Annotated in this window: 12 protein-coding genes; 7 read left to right on the top strand and 5 right to left on the bottom strand. The window is 63.7% G+C overall.

Translation table 11 applies throughout. From position 1 onward, the window contains the following. Positions 1-236 precede the first annotated feature (236 nt). Together GLA29479_RS11465 and GLA29479_RS11470 are read left to right on the top strand one after the other, a co-directional pair. On the top strand, positions 237-2,456 hold the full coding sequence (locus GLA29479_RS11465; RefSeq protein ID WP_144436470.1) for a hypothetical protein: 2,220 nt from the start codon (positions 237-239) through the stop codon (positions 2,454-2,456). Between the two features lie 276 nt (positions 2,457-2,732). Continuing rightward, positions 2,733-3,188 (top strand): hypothetical protein, encoded by a 456-nt coding sequence (locus GLA29479_RS11470; protein ID WP_144436471.1) that lies wholly within the window; start codon positions 2,733-2,735, stop codon positions 3,186-3,188. A 147-nt stretch (positions 3,189-3,335) separates the two neighbouring features. On the opposite strand, the gene GLA29479_RS11475 is transcribed toward GLA29479_RS11470, so the two are convergent. The 5 genes from GLA29479_RS11475 to GLA29479_RS11495 form a co-directional block, all read right to left on the bottom strand. After that, the gene (locus GLA29479_RS11475; RefSeq protein WP_082638561.1) at positions 3,336-8,078 is read right to left on the bottom strand and encodes an ATP-binding protein; all 4,743 of its coding nucleotides are present in this window, start codon (positions 8,076-8,078) and stop codon (positions 3,336-3,338) included. Between the two features lie 628 nt (positions 8,079-8,706). Next, positions 8,707-8,958 carry a hypothetical protein gene (locus GLA29479_RS11480; protein WP_057971658.1) on the bottom strand — a complete coding sequence of 84 codons (252 nt, stop codon included), beginning with the start codon at positions 8,956-8,958 and terminating at the stop codon, positions 8,707-8,709. A gap of 63 nt (positions 8,959-9,021) precedes the next feature. Continuing rightward, positions 9,022-11,145, bottom strand: a complete 2,124-nt coding sequence (locus GLA29479_RS11485) for a M13 family metallopeptidase (protein WP_082638563.1) — start codon at positions 11,143-11,145, stop codon at positions 9,022-9,024. Positions 11,146-11,512: 367 nt separating this feature from the next. Then, positions 11,513-11,827: a winged helix-turn-helix domain-containing protein gene (locus tag GLA29479_RS11490; RefSeq protein WP_057971659.1), complete on the bottom strand. Its 315-nt coding sequence runs from the start codon at positions 11,825-11,827 to the stop codon at positions 11,513-11,515. 296 nt (positions 11,828-12,123) lie between these two features. Then, the gene (locus tag GLA29479_RS11495; protein WP_057916466.1) at positions 12,124-12,534 is read right to left on the bottom strand and encodes an SRPBCC family protein; all 411 of its coding nucleotides are present in this window, start codon (positions 12,532-12,534) and stop codon (positions 12,124-12,126) included. A gap of 430 nt (positions 12,535-12,964) precedes the next feature. Between GLA29479_RS11495 and GLA29479_RS26235 the strand changes: the two genes are divergently transcribed. The 5 genes from GLA29479_RS26235 (at position 12,965) to GLA29479_RS11520 (ending at position 17,541) form a co-directional block, all read left to right on the top strand. Further along, positions 12,965-13,366 (top strand): YbbD-related protein, encoded by a 402-nt coding sequence (locus tag GLA29479_RS26235; protein ID WP_486624444.1) that lies wholly within the window; start codon positions 12,965-12,967, stop codon positions 13,364-13,366. Positions 13,367-13,433: 67 nt separating this feature from the next. After that, a complete protein-coding gene (locus tag GLA29479_RS11505; protein ID WP_144436472.1) occupies positions 13,434-14,069 on the top strand; it encodes a dioxygenase family protein in 636 nt (211 codons plus the stop codon). 93 nt (positions 14,070-14,162) lie between these two features. Continuing rightward, positions 14,163-14,543 (top strand): hypothetical protein, encoded by a 381-nt coding sequence (locus GLA29479_RS11510; RefSeq protein WP_057971662.1) that lies wholly within the window; start codon positions 14,163-14,165, stop codon positions 14,541-14,543. Between the two features lie 425 nt (positions 14,544-14,968). Then, positions 14,969-15,181 (top strand): DUF6289 family protein, encoded by a 213-nt coding sequence (locus GLA29479_RS11515; protein ID WP_057916470.1) that lies wholly within the window; start codon positions 14,969-14,971, stop codon positions 15,179-15,181. Positions 15,182-15,780: 599 nt separating this feature from the next. After that, positions 15,781-17,541, top strand: a complete 1,761-nt coding sequence (locus tag GLA29479_RS11520; RefSeq protein ID WP_144436473.1) for a putative bifunctional diguanylate cyclase/phosphodiesterase — start codon at positions 15,781-15,783, stop codon at positions 17,539-17,541. Positions 17,542-17,706: the final 165 nt, after the last annotated feature.

Genomic DNA, 17,706 nt, shown 5'->3' on the forward strand with positions numbered 1-17,706 from the left:
TTGCGTTCGGCGGCGGATTCGGCCGGAGCTCATCCGATCGCTCGGCCGAGATCTGGCTTTCCAGGAGCGGAAAAGCACTACCCCTGCGTAGGCTTGCTCGTACAGCACCGAGCATTTTCTGTGTGCTCGGAGTCTGCCCGGCGGTTCGATGAACGCTGCTTGCTCGCTGGGGCAATCGGTTCCAGTACCTATTCGTTGTCTTTAAATAATATTTCGATATGCAGCAAGGCAGGATGATGAAGAAGAAATTGATCGTGTGCGCACTCGCAATGGCGACTTGGATTCCGCAGTCCCGGGCTCAGACAATTGATGGCCTGGTATTCTTGGATAAAACGGAAATCTCCGGCGCTGTAGAAGGCAAGCAGGTATACAACCAAAGTCATTTCCCGTGGCGTCCCGGTAGTAATATCTCCAATCTTCTATGGGCAGGGTCAAACTTAGAGGAAAGTACGCCAGGATCCGACTACTCGAAGAAGATTGCCCGCAAAGTGTCGGTGCTGGTGAAAACCGCGGACTTCCATATCCTCGCGGCGGAAAGCGCGTCCGGGGAAGTGCCATTGGCAAAAAGGAATCTGTTCAACATAGAATTCGTGGATAGAAAAACTCTTTCGATCAGTCTGCGAACGAAAGATTGGCGCGTGCCGAAAGGGTCCGTGGGTGAACCTTGGAATTGGTTCACTTACGATTTGGAAAATGCGGTTTTCCAAACCAATGCGTTGATCCCATTGACTCGGGAAATTGGCTCGACATACACGATGGTGACAATGTATCTCGCGCCGGGCGGTGATCCTCCCTCGTACTGGGATAAAGAATTCGAATATGGCGGCATGCTGGCCTTGACTGCACATGAGGCCGAGATCGCCAATGGCCGCATACTGCTTGGCGCCGAAGTTACGCCAGAGTCGCCTCCCAGACTGAACCTCGATGTGGTGATGATGGATCATTGGTCCAAAGCCAATTTCTCATTCGCGGGGCCGCTCGATGTCCTTCAGGGGGCGACGACCGACGCCGGTCGTTTCGGTTTGACGTATACAGGTGCCTGGCGCGCTCCTCATAACTATCCGGACGTATCGAGCAGCCCGCTGGCTTTCATTGAGAATGTCGAAATTCCAGTGGTTGAAACCAGCGCGTCCTTGCAGGAACCTCATCGGGTAAAGAGATGCTGGGAGATCGTTCATCATTGGTACGACGGCGCAATGTATTCGCTCGGAAGGCTTTTCCGTGGTGGGCGTGAGTGGAACTACGAGCACGACACGCGGCAAGTCGCTTGCCCGACGTCTGAGCAGTCCGCGGCGGGCTCCGATCATATTCAGGTGATTGAAACGCAGCCCTCCGCCAGTCCTCTGTTGGCGCTGGGGGATAGTCATACCAGCGCCATTGCCAATGACGACTCATTTGCGGCGGCGATGAACTATCAGGTTTGCTTGGATCGCCTAAGCACCGAAGAAGTGGACGAGGGGCAGTGCTCGACGGAAGAGCGCGATGAGCTTACGTCGATGGCCGAGCTTTCGTTGACGGAAGCTCAGAACGCGGCAATTGCGATCGACACCTATCTGAACGTGACCGCACTCGGCGGAGCGACAGCCGTCCAGTTGCCGACCACTTCCAGTCCGGCGCTGAACGCCATCATTGCCGCTAACCCCGATCGAGCCCTGTCTCTGCTCAATCACGCAGCGCGTATTGGATATCATTCGGGGGCGCATCAAACCCCAAGCGCACCACTCGCGCCGAGAGTCGACTCGGCAAGGGGGAAGAAGAAGAGAAAAGGGGTCGGATCCGCATCTTGCACCACCAAGACCGTGGACGCGGACGATGGCTTCCAATGTGCGAAGCAAGGTGTGCGTAAGAGAAGGCCGGCGGCGGAGCAGGCAGATGTCATCAGCGTGCCCGCTCGAATAACGGATGCCGGGCGCTACTACAGGCCAGGCGACTCCGGCTACGGCCAGCTCACACGCGCCGTTACGAATAACCGCATTACCCTGCCGCCAGGCATTACAAACGCTCAGTTCAATAGCGGCGCCGGCTATATTGCGGCCATTGGTCGCGATGGAGCGCCCCCGGGACAGAATCTGTCGATCGTCTATTTGCCGAACGTGGCCGGGCAACGCAGCGATGCGGATAGATTCAGGTATGGGTTGCAGCATATCTGGACGACCCGTGAAGGCGGTCATCAGAACGACTGGACTTCTCTTGGGGTAACCTCGGCCGAGATGCTGACCAACCTCATTATGTCGGCGACTATGAGTCGCGGCCCGGTCACGATTACGAGGGATCCCAGCCGGCCCGACAGACAGCGCCGTAACTATGGCTCTGTTTCGTTCAATCATGGTTTAAGGACCTATCTCGTAACGAACGTCATCATCGTGGTCGGCGACAATGGCATGGTCGTAACGGCTTATCCGAGCAGCGATCGTCGCAATATGTCGACACTGACGCAGGCTAAGGAACTCAAATAGCGATTGGCGTTCGATAGTTGCTTCGAAAGTGCCCGCTCATTCAGCGCTTGATGAGTGAGCGGGCACGGCTTCGAGGCTTTCGGTCAATGACGTCGCCTTAGGTCTGGCCGCTCATGGCAAGCCCTGGAGTCGACTTAACTTGAAGTTGTGTTGAAGCTTATGAGTCATATGTGCAGATGGCCGATCATTGTTCTGGCAGTTTTGTCTGCGCAGGCCTGTACTCGCGAACCGCCAACTGCCTCGAAAGAAGCAGCCGATAAGCAAGCGGATGCCGAAATGGACGCATCGCCATCGCCCGGTGCGGGCGCCTTGGATCCGGAAGATTCGACCTTTTCGATCGACGGAGAAGCCATGGTGCTGAATCGGGGGACGGGCCTGCTTTCCACCGCCAGCAGAAAGGTCCTGGGCGCAGATCGGATTCGAGTGCTGGCCGGTCCTTGGGCGAAAGACTTGGATAAGGACGGCGACGAAGATGCCGTCCTCCTGCTCGGCCTGGAGTCGGCCGACAAGGGCTCGCGATACTACCTCGGTGCCGCGCTTCAATCGGATGGGCGCTTTGTCGGCGGCCAGTCGCTTTTTTTGGGTGGGAACATCACCCAGCCGACGATCGTTCTCAACGATGGCATGCTGACAGCGAGCTACTACTATCGGGCCGGCATGTTCTCGAATACGCAAATGGTTGCGCGCACCGTTCGTGCCCGATGGAACGGTATGCGCTTCGAGTTGTTGTAGTTTACGGCCGCTATGCCCAGGCATCGAATCGATGCGAGGCCTTTGGCGGGCGTTGCGACCGCGCAAAGCGGCTCATAAACGCATGACGCCATCCTTCTCGTGCGAACGCTGAGCGCAACGGCATGGAGGCCGAATGCTATGCCGTGACTACTCCGACGCTACGCGACTTCGATACGCCTGCACGCGCTCCAGCGTGCGTTGCATTTCGAGCAGCGCGTAGTCGGCCCGGGCGTGGAATTCGGTGGCGGCGCCGGAATGCTGTTCCAGCGCTTCTAGAGCGGAGGCCGCCGTGTCCTCGCCGAGTTGCCGGTATCCCGACTTCAGCTTGTGCGCGAGTTTGCGCAGGGTGTCGAGATCGCCGCTATCCCGGGCTCGGTGCCAATGCTCGAGATCCGCCAGCGTGCTGTCGGCGAAAACGCCGAGTAGGCGCTGCAGCTTCGCCTCGTCGTTGCCGACGAGCTGTGCGAGTGCGGCAAAGTCCGCTCCGGTCCGGGGCGATTGAGATGAGGGAGCCGCCGGTGCCGGCGCTCCGACCTGAGGCAGCATGCGTTCGAGTATCCGTTTCAGGTCCGGCATCTGCAGCGGCTTGGCGAGGTAGGCATTCATGCCCAGGGCCAGGCAGCGTTCGCCTTCGCCGAGCAGGGCGTTCGCGGTGATCGCGACGATGTTCAAGGGCGGACGTCCGCTGGCGGCTTCGGCGCGGCGGATGCGTTCGGTCAGGTCATAGCCGTCCAGGCGCGGCATGTGGCAGTCGGTCAGCAACAGTCGATAGCGGTCGGGCTGGGCCTGGAGGAGTTCCCAGGCTTGTTCGCCGTCGGTCGCCACGTCGCAGCCGTAGCCCAGGCGCTGCAGCTGGCGGGTGATCACGTCGCGGTTGGTGGCATTGTCCTCGGCGAGGAGGATCTGCGCTTCGGCTTGGCGGTTGCCGGGTGCTGCCATGTCCGCGCTGGGCTCGGCCGCGACGGCAGGCACGATCGGGCTGGCCAGGCCCAACGCCTCCTGCATGCCGCGCAACAACGCGCCACTGGTCAGCGGACTGCCGGAAACCACGGTAATCCCTGGCTCGTCGATAGGCATCTTTCGCTGAAAATCGGCCCGCACCACGATGAGCGGCAGGCGCGCCGCCGTGGACTGCCGGCGCAGCGGACGCAGCAGGGCGTCGAGGTCTTCGACGTAGCCCTTATCGAGCAGGATCAAGCGACGTTGAGCGGATCCGGCCCCGGTGTTTTCCGCCAGATCTATCCGGCCAAGCAATTCCTCGAGCGAAGCGAAGACCTCGATCGGAACGCCTATATCGGCGCACAGGTCGCGCAGCAACGTCGCGCGCTCGGCCGATTCGCACAAGGCCAGCGCGTACGCGTCCGGCAACGGGTGTTCTTTTCTTTCGGCAAACCCGATCGATTCCATCGGAATGATGACGCTGAAGCGGCTGCCCGATGCGACCGCGCTGTCGCATTCGATCCTGCCGCCCATCAACGTCGCCAGGTGTTGCACGATCGTCAGACCCAGGCCGGTGCCGCCGAAGTGGCGGGTCGTGCTCGCATCGGCTTGCTGGAAGGGCTGGAACAAACTGTCCAGCGTGCGGCGGTCCATGCCGATACCGGTGTCGATGATGTCGAAGCGGATCGGGTGGCGCCCATCGTTTCCGTTGCCGGCGTGCGAGGCGCTTACATACACCCGCACGCCTCCCTTCTCGGTGAACTTCACCGCGTTGCCGATCAGGTTGGTGAGGATCTGGCGGACGCGTACGCGATCGCCGAGTACTCGGCGCGGCACGTCCGCGGCGACGAATACGTCGAGATCGGTGCCTTTCTGGGCGGCTTGGCCTCGCAGCGATTCGGCCACGGATTCGGTGAGGCGGCGCAACGACAGCGGGGTGTAATCGAGCTGGAGCTTGTCCGCCTCGATCTTCGAGAAGTCGAGAATGTCGTTGATGATGGTCAGCAGCACATAGGCGGAATCCTTGCATACCCCCAGCAACTGCTGCTGCTCCTGGTTCAACGGGGTTTCGAACAGCAGCTCGACCATGCCGATCACGCCGTTGATGGGCGTGCGGATCTCGTGGCTCATCATCGCCAGGAAGCGGCCCTTCGCTTCGGTCGCGAGTTGGGCGTCGTGCTTGGACTGCTCCAGCTCGAGCAGTTCGCGCTTTCGTTGTGTCGCGTCGCGGTTCACGCCGATCACATATGCGGATTTTCCCGGGCGCCGGTAGGGAACGGCATGGCCTTCTATCCAGCGGCATTGCTGGTCGTAGTCGGCATCGGCCAGGCGGAACTCGAAGGCGACAGGGACATCGTCGCGCAATGCGCCGGCGATGACATCGCGGATGTGGTCCAAATCGTCCGGATGTATGCGCGCAAACACGTTCTCGGCCGGTTGGGCGCCGGCCGGGACGCCCAGGATCTTCGACGCGTGCACATCGAGTTCAGTGTCGTCCGTGCTTACGTCCCAGGCCCAGGTCCCGAAACCGGCCGCATGCAGGGCGACGGACAGGCGGGCATTGCTTTCCTTGAGTTGCTCGCGCAAGGCGCGGTGCCGCCATGCGACGAACGCGCGCCCGATGCCGACCAGCAGCGCGATGGCCGCGATGGAATAGAGCAGGTAGGCCCATCGCGTGCGCCATAGCGGCGGAGTGATTTCGATCGGCAGCGAGAGTTCGGGCCGACCCCAGCGGCCGTCTCGCTGCAACTGGCGGATCTGCAGCCTATAGTGGCCCGGCGGAAGTCGGTAAAAGCTGACTCTTAGGTCGCTGGGCATGTCGTGCCAGCCGTCCTCGAGGCCATCGAGGCGATAAGACAGACGACGCGCATCGCCCAGTACGGCGATGCGGAAGGCCACATGGCTGTCGCTGTACTGGGCCTTGATCGGCGACAGGTTCCTGCCTTGAAGATTGATGGTTGCGCGGCCCCCCACTTCGTAGCTGCTCAGCACCACCGGCACGGGGGCCGCAAGGCGTATCGTCTGCGGGTCGATCCGCCACAGGCCGGTCCAGGTGCCCAGGTACAGGCTTCCATCCGCACTGCGCAGCATCGCTTTCGGATAGATGTCGCTGTCGGGAATGCCGTCCGCGGGCAGGTAGCTCTGAAAGCGATCGGTCTGCGGGTCCCAGCGCGCGATGCCGCGATAGGTGCCGACCCATAGCCCGCCTTGAGCGTCGTTGGCGACCGCCGAGGCGGTGATGTCGGGCAACCCTTCGGTGAGGCCGTAACGCTTGAACGCCGGGCGGCCGTCGCGGCCGGTGAACAGCCGATTCAGACCCGCGCGAGTCGCGACCCACAAGCGCCCGTCCTTGTCGGTATAGGCCTGCACCACATCGTTGTCCGACAGCGTGGTGGGGTCGTTGGGCTTGTGCTCGAAGCGGCGTATCCGACCCGTATCGGGGTGGAAGTTGACCAGGCCGTTGACGGTGCCGAGCCAGAGCGACCCATTCGGCCCTCCCGAAACGTCGTTGACGATGTAGAACCGGTCGCCTCCGACACTGCGCAGCTCCTGCGCTTCGCGGTCGAGTAGTGCGAGGCCGCGCAGATGCGACACCCAGACGCGTTTGCGATCATCGACATAGATGCCGCTGATAAACAGGTGGCGGTTCTCCCTGCCCTTGAGAAAGTACCGGCTGGTGGATCCATCGGGGCGCCAATGCAGCAGTCCTTCGCGAAGGCTGCTGATCCACAAACCGCCTTCCTTGTCGCTGATGATGGCGCGCGACCGGTCCGGCAACGGGATCGAAGCCGCCAGCGGCCGTTGCTCTCCGGTTTGCCGGTCGACTTCGACGATGCCTCCCGGGCAAAGCCCCATGACTAATCTGCGCCGGTCGATCTCGCCCAGCGAGCAGATCTTCAGGCCGCCCTTGATGCGGTAGTGGGCCGGAGGCGTCTGGCTCAGGCGCAGGCGTGCCAGCCCGGCGCCACCCATGGCCACCCACAGGTTGTTGCTTCGATCCAGGGTGATTCCGGTGATCGAGCCCGGGCGCAGGCTGCGCAGGTCGTTCGGGTCGTGGTGCGCGACCGACAGCGTGCCTCGCTCCGGATCGTACCGATACAGTCCGCTGTCATAGCCGCCGAACCAGAGTGCGCCGTCGTTCGCGCGGACCAGCCCGGTGGTGAGGGACATCGGTACCGGCATCTGCACGAACTGGGCGGAGCCCGATGCCCAATGGATGCGCCAAATGCCCCGGTCGACCGCGACCCACAGGCCGTCCGCGTCGGCGGTCATCGCATTGACCGGGCCTTGGAACTGTTTGGGGAGCGCGAGCGACTGCGCGATCTTCGAAGGGGCCGCCGTGTCGATCGCGATCGCGCGCTCGGGGTAGATCACGAACACTCGCGATCGCTCGGGACTGAGCGTCATCGCCAGGCCGGGCGGTCCGACGCGCGTGGCGGCGCCGCTGCGCTCCACGCGCACAACCCCATCCGGGTTGAGATACCAGAATCGGCCTTGCGCGTCGGCCTCCAGCCATTCGATGTCGTTCAACCGGGCGCCGCGCACGGCGAGCTTGGTCAGCTTGCCGGTGCTCGCATCGAGAACTTGCAGCGTCGTGTTGGGCGCAACGATCCAGACCGCATCGTTGGAGGGCGCCAACAGGTAGTTGAAGCGACTCTCGAGAGTATCCGGACGAGTGGGGTCCCTATCGAGATCGAAGAAGGTGTGACCGTCGAAGCGATGAATGCCGCGATCGCCTCCGAGCCAGATGAAGCCGTGCGGATCGCTGCGTATGTCGAACAGCTGCGTGCTCTGAAGGCCGTGGGTGCGGTCGAAGTATTCGAACTCCGGTTCGCCGGCCGACACCATCTTGACTGGAGGGAGCGGTGCGCTGCCCGACGCCAGGCCAAGGCCGGGCATTGCCCCTGCCATGCACAGCGCGATGATCGGACCGAGCAGGAACCGTCGCATTCAACCTTCCAAGGCAACGCGGGCGACCCGCTCCACGTCGTCTGTTCGCTAGTTCGAGTGAGCCGTCCTGGGCTCGCATCGTCGTTGCCAGATTGCGGGGTGGCTCGCGCCGATGTCAAGGTGAAAGGCACGAACATGCCTTGATTTTAAGGCGTTTTCTGGCTGTTCGTCGCGGCTCGGGAAGTTGCCCGCGGTGGCGTTGGATCGAAGCGGGGCCAAGCGGGTGGCCGGCGAGACCCGGCGGCTGGCCGACCGGTTCGGTGCGGCACCGGCGATCCGGCCAACGAAGGGAGGGGCGACAGGTTTCGACGTCGATGGGATCGAAGCGAGGACCTGCCCCTCCGCCGCGAGATCCTGGGTGTTGGGCTGTTCGGAACCTTCGAGGGGCATGGAAAGCCGATATGGCCGCATGCGCGCTAGCCGAGCGCTTATCGCGAACTGCGCGAACGCTCTATCGCTTTACGAATGCGTCAGATGGCACGAAAGGCGCCGCTCGTCGGGAACTTCGTGGCGGCCCCATGATCTGCCGGGTCGCGAAGCGTCGCCTCGCCCGCTGCGTGCGGCTCGGATCGCGGCGCAGCGGTGCAATCGCGTCTTGGCATTACTCGCTTCAGCCATCTCGCATTGGCTATTGCCGCAGCGGGTGGAGCGACCGCTTGCACTGGATGGCGATGGCCAGTCGGCCCTTCAGCGTCTTCTCGATGCCCTGCGCGAACCGGCAGACGCGGCCGTTGACTTCGGCTCCGGCGTCTTCGTAATTGCGAGCGGCGAGATGCCCGATAGCGATGCGGCAAGCGCGAAGCGAAATCTTCGGAATCGGGTCGCGAACGGTCGCGGCCGCGCGGAAGGCTCCACGAGCGGCCGGCTTAACCGGACGCATCGAGATCGGCGAGCTTCGTGCACTTCCTAAGTCCGAAAGTGCACGAAGGCCGTATGGCGACCGTTACCAGATCTTGATGCGCTCGGCCGGCGCCAGGTACAGCTTCTCGCCCGGCTTCGCATCCCAGGCGTCGTACCATGCGTCGATATTGCGCACGGTCTGTGCGCGCTGCGCCGCCGGTGCGTGGCCGTCGGTGAGCAGGCGCTGGCGCAACGCGGCATCGCGGATCTTGCCGCGCCAGGTCTGGGCATAGGCGAGGAAGAAGCGCTGGTCGCCGCTCAGGCCGTCGATGACCGGCGCCGGCTTGTCGCCGAGCGACTTGCGGTAGGCCATGTAGGCGATGGTCAGGCCCGACACGTCGGCGATGTTTTCGCCCGAGGTCTGCTTGCCGTTGACGTGCAGGCCCGGCAGCGGCTCGTAGGCGCTGTACTGGGCGGCGAGCTTCTTGGTCGCTTCCTGGAAATGTTGCGTGTCCGACGGGGTCCACCAGTTGGCCAGGCGGCCCTGCGCGTCGAACTCCGCGCCGGTGTCGTCGAATCCGTGGCTGATCTCGTGGCCGATGACCGCGCCGATCGAGCCGTAGTTCGCGGCCGGGTCCGCCTCGGGATCGAAGAACGGCTTGTCGAGGATCGCCGCGGGGAAGTTCATCGCGTTCTGCAACGGCAACTGCACCGCGTTGACCGTTTGCGGCGTCATCCACCATTCGCCGCTGTCGACCGGCTGGCCGAGCTTGCCGAGTTGGTGCCGGTATTCGTGCAGCTCTGCGCGCAGGCGGTTACCCAGGGCATCGTCGGGGCGGATCTCGAGCTTGGCGTAGTCGCGCCAACGCTCCGGGTAGCCGACGCTCACGCGCATCGACTTCGCCTTCTCGCGAGCCTTGGCCTTGGTCTGCGGCGTCATCCAGGCGAGCGAGTCCACCCGTTCGTCGAATGCGGCGAGGATGTTGTTCACCATCTCCTCGACCTTCGCCTTCGACGAAGCCGGGAAATATTTCTCGGCATACAGCTTGCCGACCGCGTCGCCGAGCGAGTGGCTGGTCGCGTCGAGCGCGCGCTTGGCGCGCGCCCGCGCCTGAGGCGTGCCGGCGAGGGTGGTGCCGTGGAAGCCGAAAGCGAGGTCGATGTAAGCCTTAGGCAGTTCGCCGGGGCCGCGCAGGGCCTCGTTCCAGGCGGCATGGTTGAGCGCGTGGAACGCGAGGTAGTCCTTCCATACGGGTAGGGGTTCGCTGCCTACCAGGGCGGCGATGCCGGCGATCGCGCCCGGCTGCCAGGCGACGATCTTCGGCTGCGCGGCCAGTCCGGCCGCGGCGAAGAACGCGTTCCAATCCATGCCGGGGGCGCGTTCCGCGAATGCGGACGTTTCCCAGACATTGTTGGCTTTGTGCACGTTCTGCGAATCGACCACCGGCGCATGCGCCTTCGCGATCTTGGTTTCCAGGGCGAGGATCGACTTGGCCTTGGTCTCGGCATCGGCGATGCCGGCCTGCTTCAACAACGCGGCCACGTAGGTTTCGTAGGCCTTGCGCGCGTCCGCCATCTCCTTGTCGGCGGACAGGTAGTACTCGCGGTCGGGCATGCCCAGGCCACCCTGCATCAGGGTGGCGACATAAGCCCGCTCCTGCAGGCCCTGGGCGACGAACACGCCGAACAGATTGGCGGTGTGGAAGTTGGTGGCGTTGAGCGGGTCGGTATCGGCGCGCACGCTGGCGCCGAGCACACGCGACAGGTCGCCGGGCGAGGCGATCGCCCCGACCGCATCCAACTGCGGTTGCAGCGCCTGCAGGCCGTGCTTCTCGATGCCGGCCTCGTCCAGGTAGGCGGTGTGGAAATCGGCGATGCGGCGGGCGTCGCTGCCGGGCGCCGGTTTGCCGGCGGCGAGCTCTGCGATCAGCGCGGCGTTGCGTCGTTCGGCGGTCTCCAACAGCACGGTGAAGGCGCCATAGTTGGAGCGGTCCGCGGGGATCTCGAAGGTCTTGCGCCAACCGCCGTTGGCGAACGCTTCGAAGTCGTCGCCGGGCCTCACCGCCTTGTCCAGGCCGGCCAGGTCGATGCCGGATTTCGGTGCCGCGGCGGTCTTCGCCTGGGTGGGAGTGGAAGCGGTGTCGGTCGGAGCCGGCTTGCACGCGGTCAGGCCGGCGGCCAGCGCGAGGGTCAATCCGAGGCACAGAAGGTTCGGTCGGTAGGGCATCGTCGTTTTCCGAGGCGGAAGCTTGGAGGGATGGCCGACGTCATCGCCGGAACCTTGTTCGCCGCTTGCGGGGCGGCAGGTTCCGACCGGCGATCGGCTCACGGTCGAGCAGCGATCCGGGATCGACAGCCGGCGGCCTTCGAATAGCGCCCCATTGTGCTTCAGCATGTCCTCGGCTTGGAAGTGCACGGATATTCATAAGCGAGCTGAGGCCCCTGATGAGGTTTCACTCGATCGCGCCATCGCCGTATGCGGGCGATGAGTCCGTACGCCGGGTGCGTGAGCTCGCTTCGTCGCCGGGCTTGCACAGAGCTCTACGCGCCTGGTCGAGCCCGGGCGGGTGAATCCGATTCAGGCCACGACTCCACTACCATCTGGCATTCGGCGCAGAGCTCAGGTCTTCGTATAGCCCGAAGACGTCGTTGTCGTCGACGCCCGGATCGCCGATGGCGTACAGCGTTCCGAAGACCGCTTCGTAGGTGGCGCTGCGATAGAGCAAACACAGATCGGCGGCGGAAACGCCGGCGGCCAGCGCCCGCTCGATGGCCGGGCCGGCCTCGGCGAAGGTGGCGTCGGGTCGACGCCTGCAGTTGGCGATGATGTTGTCGAGCGTGGAAGGGTCTTCGAACGGATTGATGATCTCCCGCCAAAGATGCTCGACCAGTTCTTCTCTCGTAGGCATGGGGACCTCCTGGTCGCGATCGGCCCGGGGTTGAATGATGGAGGGGAGGGCGCATATGGGCGCCCTCTTGCTAGGTGCGAACTCAGGACCGAGTGGCTTGAGCCGCCGCCTGGAAGCCCGCGGATGCCATCACCGCGGCGAGTGCATCAGCGGCGGCCGGGCGGTGTCACTGCCGGCACCGCGCGGGTTCCATCCGCGCGATGGCGTAGCCGCGGAAGTTCGGCGGCTACGGCGGTGGTGGCCTTGTTCTTCGGACTACCTGCCCGAAGAGGCGGCGCTGCGCTCCAGCGCAGACCTCAGGCCTTCGCTTCGACGTAGCGTCCGAAGTTGTCGAGGATGGCCTGCCAGCCGGCGCGTTGCATCTCGGCCGGGTTCTCCGACTCCGCATCGAACGTGGATTTCACCCGGACGCCGTCGGGGCCATCGATGAACTCGGACTGGACTTCGCGCCCGTCGTCCATGCGATAGGCGATGGCCCGGTAAGGCTCGATACGGGTGTAGGTGCCCTCGAAGTCGAAGCCGAAACTGCCATCCTTGGCTTCCATGCGCGACAGGAATCGACCGCCTTCGCGCAGGTCGACGGTGCTGCGCGTGGTATGCCAGTCGTCTTGCGCGGTATTCCACTGCTTGATGTCTTCGGGGGTGTTCCAGGCGGTCCAGACCTTGTCCAGCTTGGCGTTGACGACCGTCTCGATGGTGATCTTCATTGCATTCTCCTTTGATGCCCGGGGTGGGCTTTCATTACTACGTCGAACGGGGGAGGGTCAAAACGACATTCTCCCGAAAATTTTTTTCAGTCTCGATGAGGCAGGCCCTGACGTGTCGTTCCAGGGGTGAGCCCTGTCGGCTTGATGTCCTGAGGCGCGTGATGGTTTATCCCAATGCAGGCCGCTTCCGGATTCGGTCCACTCAGCCATCGAGGGGTATCCGCCCGGGCAACGGCGGACGTCTGCCTGACTTGGATCCGGTACTGCCCTGCCTCGCCGGCCGTGGGCTGGCGGATACCGCCGCGATCTCAGTCGAGTAGCATGGGCGCTACTGCTTATTCGAGCCGAAGCCGCTTCGTGCCTCGGCTTAATTACGGAGCTGGCGAGCATGGAAAGCGTTTTGCGTCCGGCAACGTGGGTCCTGGTCGGCATGCTGCTGGCGGGCTGCACCGATGACGTAAGGGATGCCGGTTACCCGGCGACCTCGGATGCCGTAGCGAGTGGCGCGGTAAGGAGGGGCTGGGTTCCTGCGTGGGTGCCGGCCACGGCCAAGAACCTCCAAGAAGTCCATGACGTGGACACGAACCAAAGCGCGCTTTCGTTCACCCTGGAACGCTCTGGGTGGCGACCGCCGGCGCCGTGTCGACCGACGGAAGGTGGCGAGTTTTCGGCGCCCGCGTTCGATCGTCCCTGGATTCCCTCCGGGCAGGACCTCACCGCGGCCTATGACTTCTATGAGTGTCCGCCCGGCCTGGGTGGGCCCATGCTGGAGGCCGTTGCTGTGCAAAGGGAGGGGACTCATGTGCTGCACTGGCGCGTGTTTCCCCGCTAGCGATTCATCCAGGCCGATGCCGCCTCGCGCTCGGCTTAACTCGGGCATCAGCCTGCAGGAGACCATCATGCGCAGCTTGTGTCTCGCTCTCTTCTTATGCCTTGCTGCCGCTTCCGCGTCTGCACAGGCGCGTGAGCCGATCGTTGGCCTGCCTTGCGAGGGCTGCGATGCGGTCTTCGATGGGCTGCCTGATGAGTTCGGTTCACGCGCTCGTATCGCGCCGCTCCCGGAGTCGGGCCAGCCGATGCTGGTAACAGGCCGCGTGCTCGATCAAGGGGGCAAGCCGCGGCCCGGCGTCATTGTTTACGCCTATCAGACCAACAGCGACGGGGTCTACCCGGAGCCATCGGGCGCTCGCGTCTCGCATCGGCACGGTGCGCTGCGTGCCTGGGCGCAAAGCGACGCGAAAGGCCGCTACGCATTCGACACTATCCGTCCCGGCAGCTATCCAAGCAGGGACACTCCGCAGCATATCCACATGCATGTGCTCGAGCGTGGCTGCTCGACCTACTACATCGATGACATCATGTTTCTGGACGACCCGCTTCTGACCAGGGCGGAGGTCGCCAGCAGGCCCAAGCGCGGCGGAGCCGGCATCGGCACGCCGTTGCGCCACAAAGGCGTCTGGCACATCACGCGCGACATCCATCTCGGTCAGAATATTCCGGGTTACCAATTGTGTCGCAGCGGCCGTGAGGCCTGACCGTCCATTCAAGCCGAACCGCGTCCCGGCTCGACCTGATTCGGGCGCTGGCCGGAACGCCGAACTTAACGCCTACCTTCAAGGATGATTCGTATGCAGATCCCGTACTTGATCGCAGCAATTCTTGCGGTAGTAACCGGTCTGACGCACTCGGTGCTGGGTGAAATTCTCATCTTTCGACATCTCCGCAATGGCAGCCTGGTGCCGGCATTGGCTGCACCACCGCTGCGTGTGCGCAACGTCAGAATCATCTGGGCCACGTGGCACCTCGCCACCTTGTTCGGCTGGGCGTTCGCGGGCGTTCTGTTGCAGTTGGCGCTCGGCCGCCCGATGTCCGCACAGCTCGCTATCAGCGCGATCGTGTTCGCCTATCTTGGCGGAGCGGTTCTCGTGCTCGTCGGCACGAAAGGGCGGCACCCAGGCTGGGTTGCGTTGGCGGCTGTGGCGGCATTGACTGCCGCAAGTGCCGCCTGACCATTGAGGACTCCTCCCGCAGGCGGTCTGATCAATCGCGGGCTCCACAGGCGGCACGGACCCGTCAGTCTGCTTGCGCTTGCGAGGGCCGGGCGCTTGATCGCACTGGCGCTGCTCAAGGGCAGGCGAAGGCCAGGTTATGAGTGGATTGTCGCGGCGGGTCGGGTTGGATCTGCGGAAAGCAGGAATCGTCGTCGACGCGCTAGTGCAAGGTCCCGTTGTCGTCGTCATCGTGGGTTTCGCCTTCGCCCCAACGCTTGCGCGCGCCAAGGAACGCGGTCGCTCCACGGCAAGGCCGCTGCATGTTTCAACAGCGAATCGACGGACTCGCGGTTTCGAATTCGCGATGCTGGACACGGCCCGCCGCAGCCCTCGGCGTATCTTGCCCCTGCGACAATCTGTCGCAAGCCAAGGAGAGGATGACGATGCGCAACATCAAGTTGATCGTATTGGGAGCCCTGCTGGCGGTCTCCGCCGGCACCGGCGCGGCAACCGCTTCCGCCGGCTGTTATTGCTCCGTCGTTTACTACGACGCAGCCGGTACCGTGGTCGGCATACGGCAGCCGGCCGGATGCGGAGATCCGGGCTGGGGCATCATGACGATCCGGTCGAAGGCCTACGCGGGCTGCATCATGTAGCGCGCAGCGCTCGCGATACTGCGAAGCCGCCCAGCGCCCGCGGGCGGCTTCGCATCCCTCGAGGCGAGCGCTCGCCGTCGTGCGTCGAGCCGTCCAGCGTCAAGCCGTCCTGCACCCAATCGTCCTGCACCAGATCGTCGCGGGCGAGTGGTCGAAGCCCGTCTTGGACAGCGCGGGTTCCCCATTCGGGGCCGGAGTGGGTCGAATGTCCTGCTGTTGCAGCGGTCGGGATAAGACGAGCGACGGCGTGGATCTGGCTTGAGCGCAGCCTGGTCGGCAAGCGAATGCCGGCGCGCTGGTCGTCGTTTCCCGACAGTTGTGTGAACCGGGCGGCCGTTCTTTGGCACCCCCGACGAACGGTTCCGTGAAGGCATGGTGGCTCTTGTTGCCTCTGGTCCGGAATCCGCGCCGGTAAGTGCGATGGGATTCTCCCTGCCTTTGTCGGTCCGAAGGCGATTGCAGCGCAGAAGCAGGCATTACGGTGAACCGCCGCGTGCAGATCATCGTCCGATTCGCCTGCCGTCACCCGCTTCGGCGTATACGTGGTCGCAGCGGTGCTTGGCATCGCGGGGAGCTTCGCCCCTAAGAGGGGGCGTTCGATGCACGACGCAACGATCCACGACGCAACGATCCATGACGTCGCCGATCCGCCAGGGAGCGGCGCGAGATATCGAGCCGTAGTGCAGTCGGCTCTCGATGCGATCATCGTTATCGACGAGCTCGGTCACATCAAGGAATTCAATCCGGCCGCCGAGCGGGTGTTCCGCTGGAGGCGCGAGCAAGTCATGGGACTCGATGTCGCCGAAGTCGTCATCCCGACGGAGGTGCGCGCCCGTCATCGGCAGGGATTTCGTCGTCATCTGATGACCGGGGTCGCAACCCTCCTGGACCGGAGGCTGGAGCTGGTCGCCATCCGTGCAGGCGGCGAGAGGTTCCCTATCGAGCTGACCGTGACGCGGAGCGAGGGTGGGGCGACGCCGTATTTCACCGCCTTCATCCGCGATCTCACCGAACAGCACCGGCTGAGCGCTGCGGTGGCCGACCATGCCCGGCATGATGTCGTAACCGGCCTGGACCGCTACTCCATACTCGAGCCCCGCCTGATCCGAGCGCTCGCGGACGAGACAACGTTCGCAACGGTGATTTTCGTCGACCTGGATCGCTTCCATGGGATCAACGAAGCCATCGGGCACTGCTACGGCGATGAAGTATTGCGGGCCGTCGGTGTGCGCCTGCAGGCGCTCGCCAGCCAACAGATCGCGGTATGCCATTTCGCGAGCGACGAGTTCGTGATCGTCCAGCAAGGAGGCGATGAGCCGGCCGCCGCGCGGCTCGCCGAGAGCATTCGCAATCTGCTGAGCTTGCCGTTCGAGAGTGACCACTACCGGGTGCTGTTGACCGCGACGGTAGGCATGAGTTGCGCCCCGGCGCACGGGCACGTCGCCCTGGATCTTCTGCGCCGTGCGCAAGCCGCCACGGAGCGCGGGAAGATTCTGGGCCGCGATTGCGTTTGCCCGTTCCAGACCGTGGACATGCAGGATATCGAGGATCGCATCGTCATGGGCGGCTTGTTGCGCGAGGCGGTGCAGGCCGGGGAGTTGACGCTGCTGTACCAGCCGCAATTCGCGGCTTCGGACATGCGGCTGACCGGTTTCGAGTCGCTGTTGCGATGGAGCAACCCGCAGCTCGGCGAGGTTGCGCCGGAAAGATTCATCCCGATCGCCGAGGGCTTGGGCTTGATGCTGGAAATCGGCAACTGGGTGATACGCGAAGCCTGCCGGCAAATACGCGTTTGGTTGGATGCCGGCCATTCGGGCTTCACGATCGCGGTCAACGTATCGCCGCAGCAATTGCGGCGACCGGGCCTGCATCACGTGGTCGGCGGCGCATTGGCTGAGTTCTGCGTGCCCGGCGAGATGCTCGAAATAGAGTTGACGGAAAGCACCGTGCTGGAGAACCTGGGGCGGGTGCAGGACGAACTGGGCAAGCTCAAGGCCTTGGGAACTCTGCTGGCCCTGGACGATTTCGGTACGGGACATTCGAGCCTGGCCTATCTGAAACATTTCGTCCTGGACAAGCTGAAGATCGACCAGACCTTCGTGCAGGGCCTGCCACTCAGCGTTCTGGACGCGTCGATATCCCGCGCGGTTCTGACCCTGGGGCGCGATCTCGGACTACGGGTCGCGGCCGAAGGCGTGGAGACCGCCGAGCAGGCGGTTTTTCTGCGCGACCTCGGATGCGATGAACTGCAGGGCTATCTGATGGGGCGGCCGGTCTCTGCCGAGGCGGCTGAGATCCATTTCGCGACCAGAGCTCCCGGATTCTCGGGCACATCGCATAAGCCGGCTGCCGAGGTCTGAGAGGCGTTGCCGATCAGGCGCCGCGCTCAATCCGTGTCCGGTCCTGAGCGGGCCACCTGTCGGCACGGTCTAATGATGTCGGCTGCGGAAATGAAAAAGCGGGACCCGTGCAGGGCCCCGCCTCGAATCGCATCGTCCGTGGGCCGCTGCGAATCCCTACATCTC

Origin of the sequence: Lysobacter antibioticus (assembly GCF_001442535.1) — a bacterium.
In the GTDB taxonomy this organism is placed as follows: domain Bacteria; phylum Pseudomonadota; class Gammaproteobacteria; order Xanthomonadales; family Xanthomonadaceae; genus Lysobacter; species Lysobacter antibioticus.